At 70.0% G+C, this 18,916-nt stretch carries 24 protein-coding genes; 14 read left to right on the top strand and 10 right to left on the bottom strand.

Annotated features, from left to right (window positions below):
- Positions 1–184: 184 nt before the first annotated feature.
- The 8 genes from ACH4PY_RS23255 to ACH4PY_RS23220 all read right to left on the bottom strand — a co-directional run bounded on the left by ACH4PY_RS23255 (position 185) and on the right by ACH4PY_RS23220 (position 4,396).
- Complete coding sequence (locus ACH4PY_RS23255; protein WP_398186028.1) at positions 185–463, bottom strand: hypothetical protein; 279 nt, start codon at positions 461–463, stop codon at positions 185–187.
- A gap of 99 nt (positions 464–562) precedes the next feature.
- Complete coding sequence (locus ACH4PY_RS23250) at positions 563–1,177, bottom strand: JmjC domain-containing protein (RefSeq protein ID WP_398186025.1); 615 nt, start codon at positions 1,175–1,177, stop codon at positions 563–565.
- Between the two features lie 14 nt (positions 1,178–1,191).
- Positions 1,192–1,551, bottom strand: a complete 360-nt coding sequence (locus tag ACH4PY_RS23245) for a hypothetical protein (RefSeq protein WP_398186022.1) — start codon at positions 1,549–1,551, stop codon at positions 1,192–1,194.
- 395 nt (positions 1,552–1,946) lie between these two features.
- Positions 1,947–2,213 carry a hypothetical protein gene (locus tag ACH4PY_RS23240; RefSeq protein ID WP_398186019.1) on the bottom strand — a complete coding sequence of 89 codons (267 nt, stop codon included), beginning with the start codon at positions 2,211–2,213 and terminating at the stop codon, positions 1,947–1,949.
- Positions 2,210–2,956: a hypothetical protein gene (locus ACH4PY_RS23235; RefSeq protein ID WP_398186016.1), complete on the bottom strand. Its 747-nt coding sequence runs from the start codon at positions 2,954–2,956 to the stop codon at positions 2,210–2,212. Before ACH4PY_RS23235 ends, ACH4PY_RS23240 begins: the two co-directional genes overlap by 4 nt.
- Positions 2,953–3,480, bottom strand: coding sequence for a DUF6302 family protein (locus ACH4PY_RS23230; protein ID WP_398186013.1), 528 nt, complete (start codon positions 3,478–3,480; stop codon positions 2,953–2,955). The genes ACH4PY_RS23235 and ACH4PY_RS23230 overlap by 4 nt, the downstream gene beginning before the upstream one ends.
- Positions 3,477–3,899: a DUF6415 family natural product biosynthesis protein gene (locus ACH4PY_RS23225; protein WP_398186011.1), complete on the bottom strand. Its 423-nt coding sequence runs from the start codon at positions 3,897–3,899 to the stop codon at positions 3,477–3,479. The genes ACH4PY_RS23230 and ACH4PY_RS23225 overlap by 4 nt, the downstream gene beginning before the upstream one ends.
- Positions 3,896–4,396 carry an ATP-binding protein gene (locus ACH4PY_RS23220; RefSeq protein ID WP_398186008.1) on the bottom strand — a complete coding sequence of 167 codons (501 nt, stop codon included), beginning with the start codon at positions 4,394–4,396 and terminating at the stop codon, positions 3,896–3,898. The genes ACH4PY_RS23225 and ACH4PY_RS23220 overlap by 4 nt, the downstream gene beginning before the upstream one ends.
- A 279-nt stretch (positions 4,397–4,675) precedes the next feature.
- Here ACH4PY_RS23220 and ACH4PY_RS23215 point away from each other — a divergent pair, with 279 nt between their 5' ends.
- The 14 genes from ACH4PY_RS23215 (at position 4,676) to ACH4PY_RS23150 (ending at position 17,589) form a co-directional block, all read left to right on the top strand.
- On the top strand, positions 4,676–6,070 hold the full coding sequence (locus ACH4PY_RS23215) for a helix-turn-helix domain-containing protein (protein WP_398186005.1): 1,395 nt from the start codon (positions 4,676–4,678) through the stop codon (positions 6,068–6,070).
- Positions 6,071–6,103: 33 nt separating this feature from the next.
- Entirely contained in the window at positions 6,104–7,009 is a 906-nt protein-coding gene (locus tag ACH4PY_RS23210) for a phosphotransferase family protein (protein WP_398186003.1), read from the top strand.
- A gap of 728 nt (positions 7,010–7,737) precedes the next feature.
- Positions 7,738–7,932, top strand: a complete 195-nt coding sequence (locus ACH4PY_RS23205) for a hypothetical protein (RefSeq protein ID WP_398186000.1) — start codon at positions 7,738–7,740, stop codon at positions 7,930–7,932.
- Positions 7,922–8,986 (top strand): LuxR C-terminal-related transcriptional regulator, encoded by a 1,065-nt coding sequence (locus tag ACH4PY_RS23200; RefSeq protein ID WP_398185997.1) that lies wholly within the window; start codon positions 7,922–7,924, stop codon positions 8,984–8,986. Before ACH4PY_RS23205 ends, ACH4PY_RS23200 begins: the two co-directional genes overlap by 11 nt.
- A 167-nt stretch (positions 8,987–9,153) precedes the next feature.
- Positions 9,154–9,942 (top strand): hypothetical protein, encoded by a 789-nt coding sequence (locus ACH4PY_RS23195; RefSeq protein ID WP_398185995.1) that lies wholly within the window; start codon positions 9,154–9,156, stop codon positions 9,940–9,942.
- Between the two features lie 674 nt (positions 9,943–10,616).
- On the top strand, positions 10,617–10,943 hold the full coding sequence (locus ACH4PY_RS23190; RefSeq protein ID WP_398185992.1) for a transcriptional regulator: 327 nt from the start codon (positions 10,617–10,619) through the stop codon (positions 10,941–10,943).
- A 1-nt stretch (position 10,944) separates the two neighbouring features.
- Positions 10,945–11,964 (top strand): hypothetical protein, encoded by a 1,020-nt coding sequence (locus tag ACH4PY_RS23185; RefSeq protein ID WP_398185989.1) that lies wholly within the window; start codon positions 10,945–10,947, stop codon positions 11,962–11,964.
- Positions 11,964–12,674, top strand: coding sequence for an ATP-binding protein (locus ACH4PY_RS23180; protein WP_398185986.1), 711 nt, complete (start codon positions 11,964–11,966; stop codon positions 12,672–12,674). Before ACH4PY_RS23185 ends, ACH4PY_RS23180 begins: the two co-directional genes overlap by 1 nt.
- Before the next feature lie 116 nt (positions 12,675–12,790).
- Positions 12,791–13,348, top strand: coding sequence for a WhiB family transcriptional regulator (locus ACH4PY_RS23175; RefSeq protein ID WP_398185983.1), 558 nt, complete (start codon positions 12,791–12,793; stop codon positions 13,346–13,348).
- On the top strand, positions 13,345–14,379 hold the full coding sequence (locus ACH4PY_RS23170) for a DUF2637 domain-containing protein (protein ID WP_398185980.1): 1,035 nt from the start codon (positions 13,345–13,347) through the stop codon (positions 14,377–14,379). The genes ACH4PY_RS23175 and ACH4PY_RS23170 overlap by 4 nt, the downstream gene beginning before the upstream one ends.
- Before the next feature lie 103 nt (positions 14,380–14,482).
- The gene (locus ACH4PY_RS23165; RefSeq protein WP_398185977.1) at positions 14,483–14,707 is read left to right on the top strand and encodes a hypothetical protein; all 225 of its coding nucleotides are present in this window, start codon (positions 14,483–14,485) and stop codon (positions 14,705–14,707) included.
- Between the two features lie 179 nt (positions 14,708–14,886).
- Positions 14,887–15,324 carry a MobC family plasmid mobilization relaxosome protein gene (locus ACH4PY_RS23160; protein WP_398185974.1) on the top strand — a complete coding sequence of 146 codons (438 nt, stop codon included), beginning with the start codon at positions 14,887–14,889 and terminating at the stop codon, positions 15,322–15,324.
- Positions 15,321–17,078, top strand: a complete 1,758-nt coding sequence (locus ACH4PY_RS23155; protein ID WP_398185972.1) for a relaxase/mobilization nuclease domain-containing protein — start codon at positions 15,321–15,323, stop codon at positions 17,076–17,078. The genes ACH4PY_RS23160 and ACH4PY_RS23155 overlap by 4 nt, the downstream gene beginning before the upstream one ends.
- A gap of 106 nt (positions 17,079–17,184) precedes the next feature.
- A complete protein-coding gene (locus ACH4PY_RS23150) occupies positions 17,185–17,589 on the top strand; it encodes a hypothetical protein (protein WP_398185970.1) in 405 nt (134 codons plus the stop codon).
- Between the two features lie 125 nt (positions 17,590–17,714).
- On the opposite strand, the gene ACH4PY_RS23145 is transcribed toward ACH4PY_RS23150, so the two are convergent.
- The gene (locus tag ACH4PY_RS23145) at positions 17,715–18,140 is read right to left on the bottom strand and encodes a hypothetical protein (protein ID WP_398185967.1); all 426 of its coding nucleotides are present in this window, start codon (positions 18,138–18,140) and stop codon (positions 17,715–17,717) included.
- A 56-nt stretch (positions 18,141–18,196) separates the two neighbouring features.
- Positions 18,197–18,754 (bottom strand): hypothetical protein, encoded by a 558-nt coding sequence (locus ACH4PY_RS23140; RefSeq protein ID WP_398185964.1) that lies wholly within the window; start codon positions 18,752–18,754, stop codon positions 18,197–18,199.
- Positions 18,755–18,916: the final 162 nt, after the last annotated feature.

The following is an 18,916-nucleotide window of genomic DNA, read 5'->3' as shown; positions in this document are numbered from 1 at the left end:
GCGCGACAGCCGCTCGCCGCGTCGGACTCCGATGGTGTGCGTCGGGCAGCCCATCAAGCCTCCTTAGGCGGACCGGTCGTGGTGCTGTCGTGGTGCTGGAGCGTTGGCGAGCCTGCGGGCCGCGGTGCCCCGGGAACATCGATCGCCCCGGGGCCCGCGGCAACGGCTGCGGCCTCCCGACTGGTCAAACCGCAGGCGTCAGTGGCGGGGCGGGTCTGAGGAAGCCCTGGAACACTCCCAGCGCGGCAACCAGTTCGTGGACGTCGGTGCAGCCGTCGAGAGCGCCGTGCGTCATCTCCTGGAACAGCACGATGTGCGGTTCGTACTCGCGCAGGATGTCCAGGGCGATCCGGCGGCGGTCCTGGTTGCCGCCCGTGCGGTGGCTGCTGTATCCGCCGTGCGGGACGTTCCAGCTGGCGACCCGCAGCAAGCGGTCGCTGGTGATCACGCTGGTCGTCGTCAAAAGGGGTCCCCTCGAAGTGGTGGAGCCGGATGGGTGGTGGTCCCAGCAGGGGCCAGCGAAGCTGGCGGACCCCTGCTGGGACCGAGCGGGCGGCCGTCTTCAGGCCGCGGCCGCGAGAGGTTCGTCGGTCACGGCGAGCACCATGTGCACCGAGTAGTCCGGTGTTTCCACCTGGTGGGTGACGCCCCGGGGCAGGAGGAGCACGTCGCCGACCCGAGTCCGCAGGTCGTACGGCTGCCCGTGCGGCTGTGGCCACAGCCGCCAGGACTTCGAGCCGCGCATCTGCACGATCACGCCGTCCCACTCGTCTTCGTGGGCGCCGAGGTTGCGGTCGCCGGCCTGCGACTCGTACAGGGTGCAGGCGATGCGGTGGCGCAGCAGTCTGGCCAGGTGGAGCGTTGCCAGGCTGAACCAGCCGTCGCTGCGCGCGTGGATGCTCTCGTAGACGCGGGTCCGCTTCCAGGCGCGGTAGCCGTTGGTGATGGCGGCCGGGTCGACCGCGCGGTCGAAGTCGAATCCGTCGGCCAGGGCCACGGTCTGGTCGGGGTCTTTGTCCTGGGTGGGGAGGGGCAGCTCGGTGATCCAGTCCTGGTTGAACACCTGCTGAAGGTGCACTGCCTGACCGCCGGCTGTAGGGGGGTAGCGGGGCAGGACGGCGGAGCTCAGGCGGGTGTAGAAGTCGGCGGCCGCCTGGCGGGCTGAGGGAATGTGCATGGGCCGGCCCCTTGTCAGCGGTAGCCGTGGGTGCGCTTGCCGCCGGGGGCCGTGGCCCCGTAACAGCTGAGGGCCATGGGCGACGCCGCGTAGCGGCCGAAGTCCTCGTCGGTGGGGTCGATCACCTGGGTGGCGTGCAGCACGTCGGTCGGGTTCAGCTCGGCGAGCTTGCGCGGGTGCAGTTCGATGGTGCCGGTGGCGGTGTTGACCGTCTGGACCAGGGCCTCGTCGTCGGCCACCGCCAGCGCCGCGGGCGCGAGCATCAGGCGGAAGGCGGTACCGGCGGGGTGGCCGCTCAGAACCTGCTGGAGTCGCTGGAATAAGTCCGCTTCCTGGCTCACCAGGGTCGGCGTCTCAAGGCCAAGGGGCGTCATGGGTGGATCTCCTCGTGGTGCTGTTCGCGGGCCGGGGGCCCTGGGTGTGCTGTGGTGCGGTGGCCCTGTGCGTGAGCCACCGGGCCCGCCCGGGATATCGGGCGGAGGTCTATGTGCCTGTCTCGGCGAGCGGGGGTGGCTCCTCGGGCACCGCGGAGGGAGCCGCCGGAGCGCGCCGCGTCGGCAGGGTTCCCCGGGCCGCGTTCTTCCGGGTGTGGCACGCGGGCGCCCGGGGGCATTGGCAGGGCGGGAAGCCCAGGATCTTGATCTCCGTGCCGTGCGCCGGGTTGCCGGAGTCGTAGTCGATGGGCGGCCGGACCTCCACGCGTTCGAGGTGGCTTCGCCGCTGGGTGAGACCGCTGTGTCGAGACGGTAGAAGCGGAAGGTCACAACGGTCATTGCGCCCTCCTCGGGCAGCAGTCCGCACGCCAGCCTTCGTCCTCGGGCGCGATGGCGGCGCCGACCGGGAAGCGGCTGCCGCACATGACGCATCGGCCGGGGTGATCGGCGCGCACCCAGTCGGACAGAGAGCCCAGCAGTGAAGTGCGAACCGGATCAGCGTCTTCGGCCACGGTGCCGAGGCAGTGGGCGCAGCGCGCCCGCACCAAGCCCGTCAGCTCACACGTGTCCAGCATGCCGACGTCGAGCACCAGCAGACTCACCGCTCCACCGCCGTCGCCGGGCGCCGCTGCTCGCCGGCCAGCCGGGCGGGCAGTCCCGCCTCGGCCAGTTCGCGGTCGATGTCGACGACCGTGACGGTGGTCAACTGCCGTACGAGCTGCGAGGCAAGCAGCCAGCCCAGCACCTTGCGGTCGGTGTAGCGGACGGGGATGTCATCGCCGTCCGGACCGAGCAGCGGCGCCATCGGCTCCAAGCCCTGGGCCCCCATCCGGTACCGCCGACCGATCACGCCGTACAGCCGCGGCACCCGGGAACGCACCAGCACATAACCGTGATCGCCGAGGTGCCTGCACCTGTCGATCCCCTCGGCCGCGTCAGCCAGGCACACCGGCGGTTGCGCCGTGAGCATCCCCTCCACCGGGCGGTCGCCGGCAGCCTTCTCCAGGAAGAGGTAGCCCAGCTCGTTCCGGGAGGCCGGCCCGCAGCACTTCTGGCAACGCAGCTCGGACATGGTCGCCCGCTGACGCGCGGGGTGCACGCACGCCCACAACGGCCTCCCCACCGGCCGCCGGTCGACCGGCGACAGCGACTGCGACACGCGCCCCCACAACGCCCCGCGGTCGTCCCGGTCCCCGGAGACCTCCATGCGGTAGCAGAGACCGGCCGCACGACCCCTGCGGTCGACACGAACGCCGAGCATCTCCTCCCGCACCGGCTCCTCGCCCTCCCGTACCGTGATGTAGGGCACCGACGACCTGCGCACACCCGCACCGACGCCGCTCATCCTCGATCCCTCCCCGGAACGTGCCGCGCCTCGTCGGCCATGCGAAGGCGGTCACTACGGCGCGATTCCGCCCTGGTGGCCGGGCCGTTGCCCTGCGCGGGCACCCGGCAGCCGGCATCCGCCCCCGCAGAGGCGTAGCCGAAAAAGCACCGCGACTCCGCAGAGCGCAACGCGCCCGGTGGCGCCTGCTCGCCCCACTCCACGCACCAGTCCCCGCCGCGCGCGTCTTCGACGATCCGCAGGTGGGGAAACCCGTCGCGGCCGCGCAGGACACTGTGCACGGCCAGGGCGATCGTGACCGGCCCGGCGGACAGGCGCCCGCTACGCCGGCAACCCCCCACCGGCACCGCGAGCAGCGGCACCCGGAAGATCTGCACCGCGACCGCACCGCGCAGCACGGCCCGGTCGTGGAGCCGGGCCGCCGCGAACTCGAAGTCGACCGCCTCCTCGGGAGGCAGCAACCCAACGGTAAGGGCGGACCCAGGGCAGGTCTGCCAGTCAGTGGACGTCAGACGACGGCTCACGGCATGTCCTCCAGCAACTCGTCGAGCAGACCGGACACCGCCAGCGCCAAACGACGCAGGTAGCCCAGCGCCCCGCGAAAGTCCTGCGGCATCAGCTCCGTCAACAACGCCGATGAGGCAGCAACCGTCGCCCGCCGCACGCCACTGCCGGGAACCTGGGAGATGTGCACGAGCCGCCGGAACACCGCGTGAAGACGCCGCGCCAACGCCCTCATGTCGGACTGATCCACATCAGCGCCCGCACCGAGCACGGCCTCAAGATCATCGAAGACGACGTCGATGGACGGGGCCGACGGCAGCTCCGCAAACGAAAGCTCCCGAAGACCAGCGAGCAGCCGGGCTACGGACCTGCTGTCGACCTCGCACACACCGCCCTCGCCCGCCCCAGGCACCACAGCGCCGAGACCAAGGCGGCTCACGACGCGACCTCAACCGTGTTCGATGCCTTCAGAACGCACCACGTCCGGGTGCCGTCCTCGCTGACGCCCCAGACGTCAGCGAGGACGTCAACCAGGAACAGGCCGCGACCACTCGTTGCGTCCAGACCGGCCTCTTGGAGTACCGGGCGGCTGGACGAGCGGTCGTTCACCTCGATGACCAGCACGTCCTTGGCAAGCGCCAACCGGAACTCGATGGACGGTCCGACCCCGTATCGGAGGCCGTTCGTCACCAACTCGCTGACCAGCAGCAGTGCGGCGTCGGAGAGGGCCGGAACACCCCACGAGGTCAACTCCGCAGCAGCGGTCCTGCGCAAGCTACCGACCTGGACAGCAGTGGCGCCGGGCACCTCGCCCGTCTCCGACAGCGCCTCACGGGCGATCTCCAAAACAAGCTTGTGCGCGAAGTGTAAGGCGTCCACCGCGCTGCCAGCCTGCAGGCCGGCGAGCACTTCCAGGCCAGATGCGGCTACAGCCATGCCTCGCTCCTTCACAGCGCAAACGCTGACGCCCAGGGATTTACCGCAACAGCGAGGTCGGCGTCGGCCGGCCACCCAGGTGCGGCTTGTCGGGTTCCGAGACGTGCAGGATTCGCCCGGCGCCGGAGACGGGCAACCGCGACGGCTCACTGATCAGTGACTCGAGCTTGTGAAGTGACTGATCTGATGACTGATCAGTGAAGAAGTCATCGACTTGACGCAAAGTAGACGGGTCGTCACTACGATGTCGTCCCGTCGATCGGGGCTGAGGAGGCGTGGATGCAGCGCACACCGCACGGCCCGTCCTGCGCCAAGCGCATACGACAGGAAGCCGTGCAGCGGGGTGAGTCGCCCCGCGAGATCGCCCACCTCATCCATGCCCACTGCGCGGTGTCCCTCCTGCGCGCCCATCGCCTTGCTCGCGGGCTGACGCTGAAGGAGGCCGCCTGCGGCCTGAACGAGATCGGCGCCGGGCGCGACAGCGCTCCGCGGGCGGACGGTGACCAACTGGGGCACTGGGAGAGCGACCGCCAACCTCGGCCGGCAACTCTCCGGCTGCTGTGCGAGTTCTACGGGAACTGCACACCAGAGGACTTGGGATTCGAGTGCGTAGGCGCCATCGTGTCACCGCGACCCCACGCGCTGGTCCCGGCGGAGCGACCGGCACCGTCGCCCATCGCTCAGGGTTTGCCTCTCCCCGCCGACGCACTGGAGCAGCGCGTCGATGCGGCTCGGCGCTCGATCGACCGGACCCTCGCAGCGGGAACCGTCAGCTCAAACCAACTCGACCTGCTCGACGAGCAAGTGATGTGGGTACGAGAGCAATACCTTTACACGGCACCAGCCCCCATGATCAAGGTGCTCCTCGACCAGCTCGCGGATGTCGAGGAACTCGCGGGGCAACGACAGGCCGCGGCAGTTCAGGTCAGACTGTCCGAACTCACCGCCATGCTCGCGACCCTGATCGCCGACGCCCTCATGAAACTCGGTCAGCTGTCCCGATCCCGGTCCTGGTACTCCACCGCCAGGTATGCCGCCGACGACAGCGGCAACACAGAACTTCGAGCACGCGTGAGGGCGCAGGCCGCAATGCTCCCGTTCTACTACGGCCCCCTGGAAGCAGCGGCCGCTCTTGCCAGGGAAGCCCGGATCATCAGCCGCGGCCGCCCCAGCGCTACGGCGGCCTTCGCCGCGGCGGCCGAAGCACGTGCCCTCGCGAAAATGGGAAACGCGCCGGCCGCCGAGGCCGCACTCCGGCATGCCGCCGCCGCGTTCGACCAGAGCGGAGCCGGAGGGCCGGCCGACAACGATGCCTTCGGCTTCCCGGAGAGACGATTCAGGCTCTACGAGAGCGGCACGCTGACGGCGCTCGGCAGAACCGGCCCGGCGCGCCGTGTCCAAGAGGCAGCGCTTCGCCTCTACCCGTCCAAGACCGGCATCGATCCGGCCCTGCTCAAACTAGAATCGGCGCTTTGCCTGGCTCAGGACCGCAGCCCCACCGAGGCGTGCCAGCTGGCAGTGAGCACGTACTTGCGGGTCGTCCCCGAGCACCGTACGCCGATCGTGGAGGAGCGGGCGCGAGAGGTGATCGGGGCGCTTCCGCCGGGCGCGGAGTCAGGTCGCGCCGCACGTGATCTGCGGGAGATCCTCGCCTTACCGCCCGGACAGATGTGACAGCGACGGTCCACGTCGGCGAGCCTAGACCGCATGACACAAGTTGCTCCGGCCCCCGGCGGGTTCGACGAGTCCGAGATGCACCAAGTCCTGGAGCGGGGCTGCACGGCGGTCGGCCTCGACTTCTCCGACGCTCGGCTGCTCCGCGGGCACACCAACGCGGTCTTACTCCTTGAGAGGGAGCAGGTCGTCGTCAAGATCGCTCGGCGCGGGTCGCGCATCGACGACGTGGCACGTACGGTCCAGTTCGTTCGGTGGCTCATGGAGGCGGGGTTCCCCACGGTGCCTCTGCACCCGGTCGACCAGCCCGTCGTTATCGGCCAGCACGCCATCACCTTCTGGACATATCTGCCCCAACCAGCGCGATCCGTGGCGGCTGCCCAACTCGCCGGGCCCCTGCGCGCCCTTCACGCGCTGCCCACCCCGCCAGTCGCCCTGCCTCTCCACGACAACCTCGCGGCGATCCGTCGGTCCCTCGCGGCGATCACGTGCCTGACCGACGATGCGTTGTCCTTCCTGAGCGACTACGCGGCACAGCTGGAAGACGACCTCGGCGTTGTGGAGTTCGCGCTCCCCGAAGGTGTGATCCAAGGGGACCCGCAGCACCGCAACGCCTTGCACGTCGGCGACCACACGGCCGTGTTGTGCGACTGGGACACGGTGGCGTCCGGTCAGCCGGAGTGGGATCTGGTGACCGTGGAAGTCCACTGTCGGCGCTTCAACCACGGGCAGCAGCACTACGCCGCCTTCGCCGACGCGTACGGATGGGACGTCACGCAATGGCAGGGCTACCAGACCCTGGCGGCGATTCGCGAGCTGCGCATGATCACGACGAATGCGCGGAAGGTCCGCCATGCGCCCGGCAGCCTGGAGGAGATCGAGCGACGGGTGGAGGGACTACGTCGTCACGACCGGTTCCTTGCGTGGAACATCCTATGACGCATTTGGACCACGGTTGTGCTTGCGTCCGGGCGTGCACCGAAAAGGTAGCCCGGATGTCATGTGCATGGGATCAGCTATCCGGGTCTGATTTTTAGAGGTAAAACTCCCCCCTGGAAAAGTCCACCTGCTGGTGTGAAGACTGAGCGCTCGTGAGGTGTGCGTTCCGTGGGGAGGTATCTGGGGTGTCTGTCGCCTATGGGTATGGGTCTCGAAGAGATGTACGCGGCAGTCTGCGCACGGGAGCGTGCGATGTTGGCCGACTCGGATCATCGGCCGCTGCGGCAAACTCCAGGGATTCCAGGCTGAGTTCCGAAATCCTCCTGCGGGCGAGCGGGGTGCATTCCGAACTGGAGTCCGCTGTGGTGGTCGAGGCGGCCGAGGCGCTCAGCGGTCTCATGGGACGTTGTCGGGCTGCGCTGGAGGACGGGCAGCTTGCGGTTGCTGCCGCGGTGTGGGGGACGGAGCGTCTCCTGGGGCGTAGCGGGTGTGTGCATGCGAGCGTCGACGGTGTGCATGTGGTGGCAGGGCGTCGGGCCATGGCCCGCACGCTGGCCGCAGCGCGGGACCAGGCGAAGCAGGGTCGTTTGAGTCTGTCCACGCGGCCTTACGTCCCCGAGCCCAGCGGCCAGGTCGAGGCTGACGTGCGGATCACGGCTCGCGGAGTGCGCCTGCGTGCTCTGTACCAGCGGCCGGTGCTCCGGTTCGACGCTCCGACACCGGGAAGCGTGGAGATCCGCACAGCGGACCTCGTGCCCATGGACATGATCGTGGTCGACGACGAGGTGGCCCTTCTGCCCGTCGACCCCGACCGGCCGGGACTCGCGCTCATCGTCGTGACCGACCTGGCGTGGGTGCGGCTCGCGAGCGTGGTGGCGGAGAGCTGCTGGGCACGTGCCGAAGGAGCCGACGGTGGCCGTTGAGCTGGTGCAGACGATTCCGCGGGCGGAGGCAGTGCCGCTGCCCGCAGGGTCGACCGCCACGCATCCGGTGCCCGCCGAGCCGTACGACCTGGCCCTGCCGTTGTATCTGGCGTTGCGGCGCCGGGGTACGGGAGCGCTTCCCGACGTGTGCGCTGCCGTCGGGGCGTCGGTGCTGGAAGCCAGCCCGGCCTGGTGCCACCTGGAGTCGATGGGGCTGATCCAGCCGGCGGGCCGGGGCGGAGCGATGGCTCCCGTGGAGCCGGACGCCGCCATGAGGACGCTCTTCGAGTCCCAGGCGGAGCGGCTCGGCGGGCTGGCCGCCGAGGTGGCGCTGACGCACCACCGGGCACAGGAGATCGCGACGCGGTACCGGCCGGCGGCCATGCGGGAGACCGTGGGCGTGGAGGTCGACTTCGTGGGGGACGCTGAGCTTCGGGGCGAGCGGCTGCGCTCCCTTCACCTGTCCTCGCGGGAGTCCATGTGGTCGATGCACCCCGGGCCGCTGCCGCCCGCGGAGGTGCTGACGAGGTCGCTGGAGCTGGACGCGGAGCTGGTCGCCCGCGGGCTTGACGTCCGTGCGGTCTACGGACGGGCCGTGGCCACTGCACCCAGCGCCCGGAAGTACCTGGAGAGCCTGGACGCCCTCGGCGTGGATGTGCGCCTGGCCGACCGGGTGCCGTTCGACCTGCTGCTCTTCGACGGCACCACGGCGGTCATGCCGAGTAGGCCGGAGCGCCCCTCCGACCCGATGCTCGTGCTGCACGGCTCGGACCTGATGGGCACCTACATCGCGATGTACCACGACGTGTGGGCGCGGTCCGCTCCCGCCGACGATCCCGGCGCTGAGTACCACGGGGCGGCGCTGCTCTCCGAGCGTGAGGGCGACGTGCTGCGGCTCCTGGCCGAGGGGCTCACCGACGAGCAGATCGGCAAGCGCCTCGGAATCTCCGGGCGGACGGTACGAAGGATCGCCACCACGGTCATGGAGCAGATCGGCGCCACCAGCCGGTTCCAGGCCGGTGTACTCGCTGCCGACCTCGGCCTGGTCCGCTGACGCGGCATGCCTCTCGGAATTGGCCATCCGAATAATGGATGGTACGAGCATGGACCTGCTGGTCGGGGTTTATGCGAGGCCCTGAACGGCGTACGTCGTTCAGGGCCTCGGCGTTTTTCCGGCCGTGGTGCTTGTACCGGCACGGCTGCGGCTGTGACTGTAGGACCGTGTCGGACGTTTACGCATTGCGTGCTTTCCTGGCGCACGCCAGGGCGAGAACGGACCCTGCACAGTTTCCCGAGCTGCGCGGAATCCTCGAAGCGCGCGACCCGCGCGGCCGTCGGCCCGCAGGGATCACCCAGGCGCACATGGACATCCTCCTCGGCCGCAGCGCCGGCACCTACCAGCGACTGGAGCGCGGCAGCGCCGTCCCGGCCGGTCTGCTGGAACGCGTCGGCAGAATCCTCGCCTTGACCGAGGACGAATGGCGCACCGTCCACGCGTACGCCTACGCCACCCCGCCGTCGCGCCCGCTGAACCGGCTCGACGGGAGGGTACCTTCGGGATGGCAGGCGATGCTCGACTCGCTCGGTCCGGCCGCCTACATCGAGGACCGCGAGGGCCGCATCCTCGCCCACAACGAGGCGTTCAGCGGCTATTTCGGCGACGAGCCCGTTCCCCGCAACCTTCTGCGCTGGTGCCTGACATCACCCTCGGCTCGCGTCATCCTCCAGGACTGGCACTCGGCCTGGGTACCGGCACTATGCATGCAGCTGCGCATTCTGCTGGCCGGCAACGCCACCAGCACCGTCCTCCAGGAGCTGCGTGCCGACGCCCTCGCGGACAGCGGGGTCGCCTCCCTGATGAAGGCCGCGCCATCCAGGGCGCCAGGGCTGGACTTTCCCCGCCCGCTGCTGCACCCGGCGCTCGGAGGCGGGACGGTATCCCTCTATGCGGCTCGTCCAACCGGTTTCCCCGAAGCGCGACTGATGATCGTGCTATTCGACCGCGGCTGACCTGCCGGTGTCTGGGACAGCCCCTCGTTCAGAGCGTCTTCTCGTCTGCTCTCCACTCGAACTTCGGCCCGCTGGCCCGCCGGTCGACCGTGATCTCGCGGCGGTATCCCGAATCGTGGGACTACGCGGGCAGCTCTCTGACCAATGCGGACATGACCAGAATGGTCACGCGGTGGCCAGCCTGACTCCAGACGAAGACCGGGCCCGGGAGAGCGAACATATAACCGCAGGTCAGAGGTGCTTCGCGTCCCGTGGCGAGGCCGAGACGGAGCGCTCTCGGACTCCCGCACCTCGCTAAATGTCCCCTTGAGCCCCTTTGTTGCTCGTTGACACTCTGATCTGCCCCATTTGAAGATCGGGCCAACGCAGGAATGGCTCGCCTCGCGCCACGGGGACGGGGAGATGCCGGTTCGGCGTCGGCGCCGAGCATCTGGGCGTAATCACTGGATGCGTGGACGGCGCCTGCATATGGTGCTGGTCGGCCAACGGGGCCGTGGGCCTTACCGGCTCGAATCCGAGGGGGTGAGTGCGGGATACACGAAACCGGCGCCCGGAAGCTACCAACTTCCGAACGCCGGGCCGGCACCGAGGTGCCGATTCGCACCGCGCGGGCGGCAGCGCCTTCTCTGCACGAGAACCGCCGCACCGCGCTCCTACGAGCAACGGAGTATTCCATGCACACCGCCATGGGCGGAACCCCGGCCTGCCCGGAAACCGATCGTGCACGCCGCCTCGCCGCACAGCTCGCCGACATGATCCCCGGCGCCGCCACCATCCGCGTAAGCCTCACCGAACCCAGCTCGGTCTGGCCCCACCCCCGAACTGTCGCCAGGGACGAGGGCGGCAACCGTCTGGACCTGAGCCGGACCACCAGCAGCACGGCGGCCCGGTGGGTGATGCGTGTGTGGCCGGAAGCGGACTGGACCTGCCCGCACACCTTCGACCTGGTCACGGCCACGCTCACCAGCTGCGACCCGGTCGCGGCACACCGGGGCCGCTGACGTGCCACGAATACGGTCCATCAAGCCCGAGACCTGGACGTCCGAGACGCTCGCCGAGGTCAGCATCCCCGCCATGGTCACCTTCCTGGCGATGACCAACATGGCCGACGACTGGGGTCGGCACCGCGACAACGCGGCCATCATCTTCGGCATCATCTGGCCGCTGCGCGCCGAGCACGGCGCGGTCCAGGTCGAGGACGACCTCACCCAGCTCGAAAACGCCGGGGCGATCTGCCGGTACACCGGCTGCGACGGCAAGCGCTACTTCCACTACCCGACCTGGTTCAAGCACCAGAAGATCGACACCCCCTCCCAGTCCCGGCTCCCCGCGTGCCCGAAGTGCGAGCCGCAGCGGTGCGGGGTCTGCAAGGGCCCCTGCACCCAGCTCGCAGAAGCCTCGCCGAACCCTCCCGGAGACCTCCCGGAGGGTTCCCCGAACCTTCCGGGAACCCCCGAACCGCCCACTCAGCCCACCCCGACCCCGCCCGCGCCCACCCCGACCCCGCCCGCGCCCGCCCCGGACCCCGCCGGGGCCGACGCGAGCGCGCACCACGCGCCCGACGGTAAAACCGCAGGTCAAAAGGGTTTCGCCGAGCCCTCCCGGAAGGTTCCCCGAAGCCTCGGGGAAGCCTCGGGGTCTGGATCTAGGATCTTGGATCCTGGATCTTTCTTCCCTACGGGGCGCGAGGCGCCCGACGCGACCAGCGTCTCGGCGAAGGAGCTGGTCGGCGAATACGTCGCCTCGTGCCGAAAGCGGCCGCCCGGCGACGTGATCGGCCACCTCGGCGGCATCGCCAAGAAGCTCCTCGCCGAGGGCATCGCGGTGGAGCACGTACGGGCCGGGCTGCGGCGCTTCGCCGAGATCCAGGGCCACCCCTCGCGCCTGCCGAGCCTGGTCAACGACGCGATGAACGCTCCCTCCGCCGGTTTGGCCCGTCCGGGATTCCGGCCTAACGTGCCCGCTCACACCGCGTGGACCAACCCGGTCGACGCGGCCACCGCCTACTCCGAGGAGCTGTGATGCGCACCCGAACCCGCGAACCGCAGACCCTCGCCGGAGCCGGAACCCTCGACCGCCTCGCCAGGATCCTGGCCGCCCGGAACATCGATCCGACCGCCGTGACAGCCGCCGCAGTCCCCGACGAGCCGGAGCCGTACTCGCCGCTGGACGCCCTGCGGGGCGCGATGGTGCCGCGCTACCGGGACGCGGTGGCCGACCACCCGCAGGTCCTGGCCTGGTGCCGGGAGGTCGCCGCACAGGCGGTCGCGCCGGGCATCGGGGCGCGGCGGCAGGTGGCCACGGGGCCGTCGCTGCTGATGGCCGGGGTGGTCGGCGCGGGTAAGACCCACCAGGCGTACGGAGCGCTCCGGGCTCTGGCCGGTGCCGGGGTCGGGGTGCGGTGGCGGGCGACGACAGCGGCCGACCTGTACGCCGAACTGCGCCCCAGGCCCGGGGCGGACACCGAGCGGGAGCTGGCGGCCGTGGCCCGGGTGCCGCTGCTGATCCTGGACGACCTCGGCGCGGCCAAGTCGTCGGAGTGGACCGAGGAGATCACCTACCGGCTGGTCAACCGCCGCTACACCCACCTGCTGCCGACGCTGATCACCACCAACCTGCGCATCGGCGACCTGCGGACCTACGTCGGCGACCGCGTCGCCAGCAGGCTCACGCAGATGACCACCCGGGTCGAGTTCGATCTGGTCGACCGCAGACGCGCCCGCGCCGCCTGACCCGCATCAGGCTGCTGCCGCCGGGCACGCCCCCCAGCGCGCCGCCCACAACCTTCCCGACCAGGCACCTCCGCCGACGCCCATCGCGCGCGGAGGGCGATCGGAGCACACCGCGCATGCCCAGCACCACGCCCGCCCCTGCCCACCACCGCTCGCTGGGGGACCAGACCTGGCAGAACCAGGCCGTCTGCCAGCCCACCGACTACCACCCGGTCGACCCCGAACTCTTCTTCCCCGACCCCGAGGAGATGGACAAGATCCGCGCCGCCAAGGCCCTGTGCAACCAGTGCCCCGTCCGCCAGACCTGCCTGGACGCCGCCCTGGAGAACGCCGACACCCACGGCATCCGGGGCGGGCTGACCGAACAGGAGCGCACCCCGATGCACACCCGGCTGCCACACCGCCTGGACTACTCCCGCGTCAACGCCGCCGTCGCCGGACGCGACATCCACCTCACCGCCGCCGAACGGCAGGCCGTCATCCACGCCGCCTACCGCCACGGCCTGCCTGCCCGCCGCCTGGCCTGGATCCTGAAGATCGACGAGGAGACCGCGCTGAAGCGCTACCGCGAAACCCGCCGGGCCCTCCGCCACCACGACCTGGAACCCACCAGCCCGGAGCCTGAGCCGGGCGAGAAGGCCCTGGAGCGCGACGACTTCGGGACGGCGGCGTGAACCCCGCCAGCGCGCCGACGACGGCGCTCGTCACCGGCTGGGACCGCCTGGCCGTCATCGTCCTCGGCGGCGCCGGATGCGCGCTGTCGGCCAGCGCCCTGATGCAGATGGCCATCGCCATCCACATCCGCCCCGCCCTGTGCTGGCTCTTCCCCCTGGTCGTCGACGGCTTCATCGCCTACGGCATCAGGGCCCTGCTGGTCCTGCGCAACGCCCCACTGCGCGCCCGCCTCTACGTCTGGACGCTGGTCGGCACCGCCACCGGGGTCAGCGTGTGGGCCAACGCCCTGCACGCGGTCCGCCTCAACCAGGAGGGTGCCGCCGCCGACGGGCTGCAACTCGGCGACACGGTGGTCGCCTACCTGTCCACCGTCGCACCGCTGGCCCTGGCCGGAGCCGTCCACCTCTACATCCTCATCGCCCGGGGTCCGGACAACCGCAGCGAACGCACCGACCGGGCTGACCGACACGGTCACGATCAGGCCGGTCAGCGGTCACCACGCCTCCCTCGGGCTGGTGCCGGTCAGCCGGTCAGCGCGCCGACCGACCCGTCCCGGGTGACCGGGGAGCCGCCTACCTCGCCGGTCCGGTCACTGACCGGGGCAGGTGACCCGGCGGACGACGGCCGCCCGGCGGCGGGTCATCGGGACACCGGCGTCCGGGGGAATCAGGCCGCTGACCTGGGAGGTCAGCCGGACAGCGGCCCGGCGGTCAGTGACCGACCGGGCGCCACCGAGCCGGGCAGCGCCCGCCCGGTCAGCCGCCCGCCGGTCTCCGACCTGCCGGTCACTCCTGCTCCGGTCAGCGACCGCGAGCCTCGCAGAGCCGGTGACCGGCGCCCTGACCCGGACACCGAGGAGCTGCTGGAGATCGCCCGGTCAGCGGTCAAAGCGCAGGACAAACTCACCCGGCAGGTCGTCGCTCAGGCCATCCGGGGTCAGAGGATCCCGCTGTCCAGCGACACGCTGACCGCGCTGATGGCCCAACTCCGCGAGCAGCGCGACGAGCCGGTCACCACATCGCGGGACTGACCCCGCACCACCGGACGGCGTGATCGGGCCGGACAAACCGGCCCGGTCACCAGCCCCGGACAGCCACCTTCCGACTTCCTCCGACCGACTGGAGAGCACCGTCATGCGCACCACCCCCGCCACCTCCGCCGAAGTGGAGACCTGGCTGACCGTTTTGGCTCGGGAAGGCCACCTGTACCGCGCCGAAGCAGGCCCCGACACCACCTGGATCGTGCAGAAGAGCCGCCGCAGCCGCCCGTGGACGCTGCACCACCCGGTCCTCGCGATGGACTTCGTCGAGGACATCCTGCGCGAGGTCCACCAGCAGGAAACGGAGCCGGGCCGATGACCGCGAACGACCCGGCGGCCAACCCCCCGGAACAGGAGCGTGAGGTCACCACGGCCCATGGGGCAGCAAGTTGTGGGGTAAGGAGTCCTTACCCCGCTCCCGCCCCCCAGGGGGCGGGAGCTGCCCGTTCGGCAGCAGGCCCGGGGGTGCCTGCTGCCGAACGGGAAGACGGCCCAGGGGTGCCGTCGGGGGAGAAGCGTCCGCCGCCACCAGCGCCGTCGAGCGCTGCCGTACGCGCAGCGCCGCGACGCCGACTGCGCCAGAGCAGCCTGCGCCCGCACCGCATCTGTCCCCGATTCAGCGACGACGAGTGGACTGCCGTTCAGCAAGCCGCCCACGCGGCCGACCTCGCCCCCGGCGGCTACGCAGCCGCCGCCACCCTCGCCGCCGCATCCAGCGTCAACCCCACCGCCGCGGTCGCGGACTACCGGCGCGGCGTGCAGGAGCTGATGGAGTCCAACCGTCAGCTCGCCGCCGTCGGCAACAACCTGAACCAGGTCGCCCACTTCCTCAACGCCGGCGGGCAGCCCGCCGGCGACCTGCAGCAGCTCCTGCACCGCATCGACACCGCACTGACCGGGGTGGACGACGCGGTGGCCTGGCTGGTGCGCCGGTGATCCCCAAGATCCGGTACGGCACCCGCAGCACATACGGGCTGGTCCGCTACCTGTTCGGCCCCGGCAAACGTGACGAGCACACCGACCAGCACCTGGTCGCGTCCTGGAACGACTACGCCCCCGACCCCGGCCGCAACCCCCACCACACCATCGCCCAGCTCGCCGCCCAGCTCGACCAGCCTGTCAAAGCCCTTGGCGACCGCGCGCCGGAGAAGACGTTCTGGCACTGTTCGGTGCGCGCCGACCCCGGCGACCGGCACCTCGACGACAACGACTGGGCAGCCATCGCCCGCCGCATCGTCGGAGCCGTCGGAATCGCCCCCGAGGGCGACACCGCCGCCTGCCGCTGGGTCGCGGTCCGCCACGCCGAGGACCACATCCACATCGCCGCCACCCTCGTACGCCAGGACGGCCGCCGCGCCGACCTGAAATTCGACAAGCGCAAGGCCCAGGCCGAAGCCCGCCAGATAGAAAAGGACTACGGCCTGCGGCAGCTCAACCCTGGTGACGGCACCGCCGCTCAAGCCCCCACCAGCCAGGAGCGATTCAAAGCCGAACGCACCGGCCGGGACGAGACCCCGCGCGAGACGCTGCGCGAGGCCGTCCGCCAGGCCCTGGCCGGAGCCGCTGACGAAGCCGAGTTCTTCACCCGGCTGAAGGACAAGGGGCTGAGGGTCAAACCCACCCTGGGCTCGTCCGGGGACGTTCTCGGCTACGCGGTCGCCCTGCCCGGCGACCGCAACGCCAAGGGTGAACCCATCTGGTTCGCAGGCTCCACCCTGGCCGCCGACCTCTCCCTCCCCCGCATCCGACTCCGCCTCACCGGCGGCACCCCCGACCAGGACGCCTCGTCGCGAACCGGCGGCGCACGCACCAACTGGTCGGCACCCGCCCAGGGACGCCGGGCCGCGTCCGGGATCGCCGAGCGCGCTGTCCTCCTTCTGGGCAGCGACAACGACGCCGAGGCTGCAGCCCAGCTCGTCGGGATCGACGAAGTCCTGGACGCCGTCGTGCAGACTTCCCCTGCTGCCACCCGCGCCGAGCTGGCCGCCGCGGCCCGCTCTTTCGAACGCGCCACCCGCAGCCACGTCCGCGCCGAACAAGTCGACAGCCGCGCGATGCGCTCCGCCGCCCGCGGCATCATCCGAGCCGGCGGGGCGCTCGGCCGCGGTGAGGACGGCGGCGCCACCGCGATGCTGCTGTCCACCCTGGTCTTGGCCGCCATCGCCGCCGCCCGCTGGCACTCCGCCCGCGGACACGCCCAGCAGGCCGAAGCCTCCCGCCAGACCGCCCAGCACCTGCGCGCCGCCTACCAACAGGCCGCCGCCGTACCCCTGCAGGCCCTTCATGCCCACGGCCGAACCTTGCCCGAGGGCGTGCGCCGCAGCTACGAGATCACGATCCGTGCGGCACTGCCCCACCACCTCACCCGCGCCGATAGCGAGACCCAGCACGACGCGCTGGCCGCAACCCTCGCGCAGGCAGAACAGGCCGGCTACGACCCCGAGGCCCTACTCCAGCTGGCCGTTGACATGCGCGAACTCGACTCTGCCGAGAACGTGAACGACGTCCTGGTCTGGCGCCTGCGTCGCCTCGCCGACCTCCCCGCACACCCTGGCCCCACCTCCCCATCCCCGAAGGGCAGCACCGGTCGCACTACGCCTCCCGCTCACCGACCCGGTGTCCACCGTGCGCCGCCCCCTGCGCCCCGTCCGGATACTCCGGACGCCCGAAACCGCCCGCCCCGCCGCTGATAATCCGGTCCGGCGGTCCCGTATCCGACCTTCCGGACCGCCCGAAACCTCTGGACAACCGGTCCCACCTGCTGTTACGGATGAAAAGACAGGTTCCGAAACGGAGATGACGCTCGTGCTCAGAACCAACGACCACCGCGCAGAGGCACCGCCCGCTCCGCCTGCAGCCCCCGCCGACAGCGACCCGCTGCTGCAACTCCAGCACGAAGTCCATCCTCCTACCGGCCCTCGCGCCTACCGCTACATCCGCCACCCACAGGAACTGGCCCTGCGCGGCATCCCCGTGACGTGCAGGGCCTGCCGAGCGCGGCGGGACTGGCTCCTGATCAACCAGGGCCGCAACACCTGGGTCCACTGCCGCTGCAACAACGAGTGGCACGAAACCGAGATCACCCGCGCCGCCTTCGAAGCGCTGACCCACCTCCCCGACACCACCACCTACGCCAGCGTGGAGGAGGGCGTGGCAGCCATGGGCTTCGACGGGAGCTTCGCCGGCACGTACCTGGAGTAGGCGTGCGCGGCGAAAGCGCGAAGACTTGTTCACGAGGAGACCGTCGGGAAGGTGGCAGCACCGCAGCCCCTTCCCAACGGCCTCCTCTTTGTGTATCCGGGTGTACTTTCACCATCGAGAAGCGGTCAGCCAGTCTCCCTCGTGCCGTACGAGCCGACGGGGCTGGACCATGTGCTCTCGTTTTTCGGGTCGACCCATAGCACTTGGCCCCGAACGAAGCGCGGCACGGCCGGTCGCTGGGTTCCAGGAACGAGGGGAAGCCCGACAGAGTAGAGGTCGACGTATCCATCCGGAATTCGGTTCGCCACGGCGTAGAGGATCTCCTGATCCGTGGCTGTCCCGGATACTGCGAACCCGCAGCTCATACCCGACGAGTCAGTCAGTATCACATCCACCGAGCCCGAGGAGTTAGGGCCCGACAGAGTGAGAACTGGATGGGGCGCAGCGTTTCGGAGATCGCTGATGACCAGCTCGGCTGCTTTTCTCACGCGAGAGAGGAGGTGGTCTTCCTCATGCCCGCCTCTCCTGGAGGCTACGGAGTCGTTGCTCACCTGCACAGCTTAAGCGACCCGTCGTAAATATGGTACGGCGCCCGGGTGGTGAGGTCTCAGATGAGGGTGACCGTGAAGGCGAACTGGGTGGTGATGTACTCCGTACCGCCGGCGACCGGGAAGTTCTCGTTGATCGTCAGCACATAGGCCTTCGTCGAAACGGCGAAGGAGGAATGTGCCAGGTAGCTCGCCGGCACGCCGATGTGCGTGTCCTTGTAGCCGGTGGCCTTACCGTTTGCGGTTGCTGTCGCCGTTTCGGTCATCGGGCCGGTCGCCAGCGCGTAGACGTTCGCGTGGAGCCTGTCACTCCACGCGAAGGTCAGGGACGATGAGCCGTATGCGACCTGCCCCGTGAAGTGGCTGTACTGGCTGTCGCCCGCGTAGGAGGGTGACTGCGGGGTGAAGAAGACCGACGCCGGGGTTGCGTTGACGGAAGTCGTTTCACCCTTGTCGTTCTTGACGAGCGTGTGTGAGGTCTCCACCACCTTGATTGCGTAGGCCTGGAGGGGGCTGCGGTCCGCGCCGGTCTGGGCTTGTGCGGAGGCAGCCGCAGGCAGGACCAGAGCTACCGCCGCAGCGGTGGAAACTGCTAAGGCAAGACGCTTCTTGGTCATTTCTTCTCCCTTTCGGTCGGTTCATCGCAGGAGCAGTAAGAGGATAGGGGGTTTTCTGTGGGCTGCATCGGTAGTTTGTTTTGTGATGGGGATCACGATGTGGCCGCGTTTTGTTCCGTTTGAAGTAGGGGGAGCGGAGTCGCTTCAGGTGGGAACGCTCGA

This window comes from Streptomyces sp. NPDC021224 (genome assembly GCF_044332905.1).
GTDB lineage: Bacteria > Actinomycetota > Actinomycetes > Streptomycetales > Streptomycetaceae > Actinacidiphila.
The sequence above is the reverse complement of the archived record's forward strand: the minus strand, read 5'-3'. Positions and strand labels throughout refer to the sequence as shown.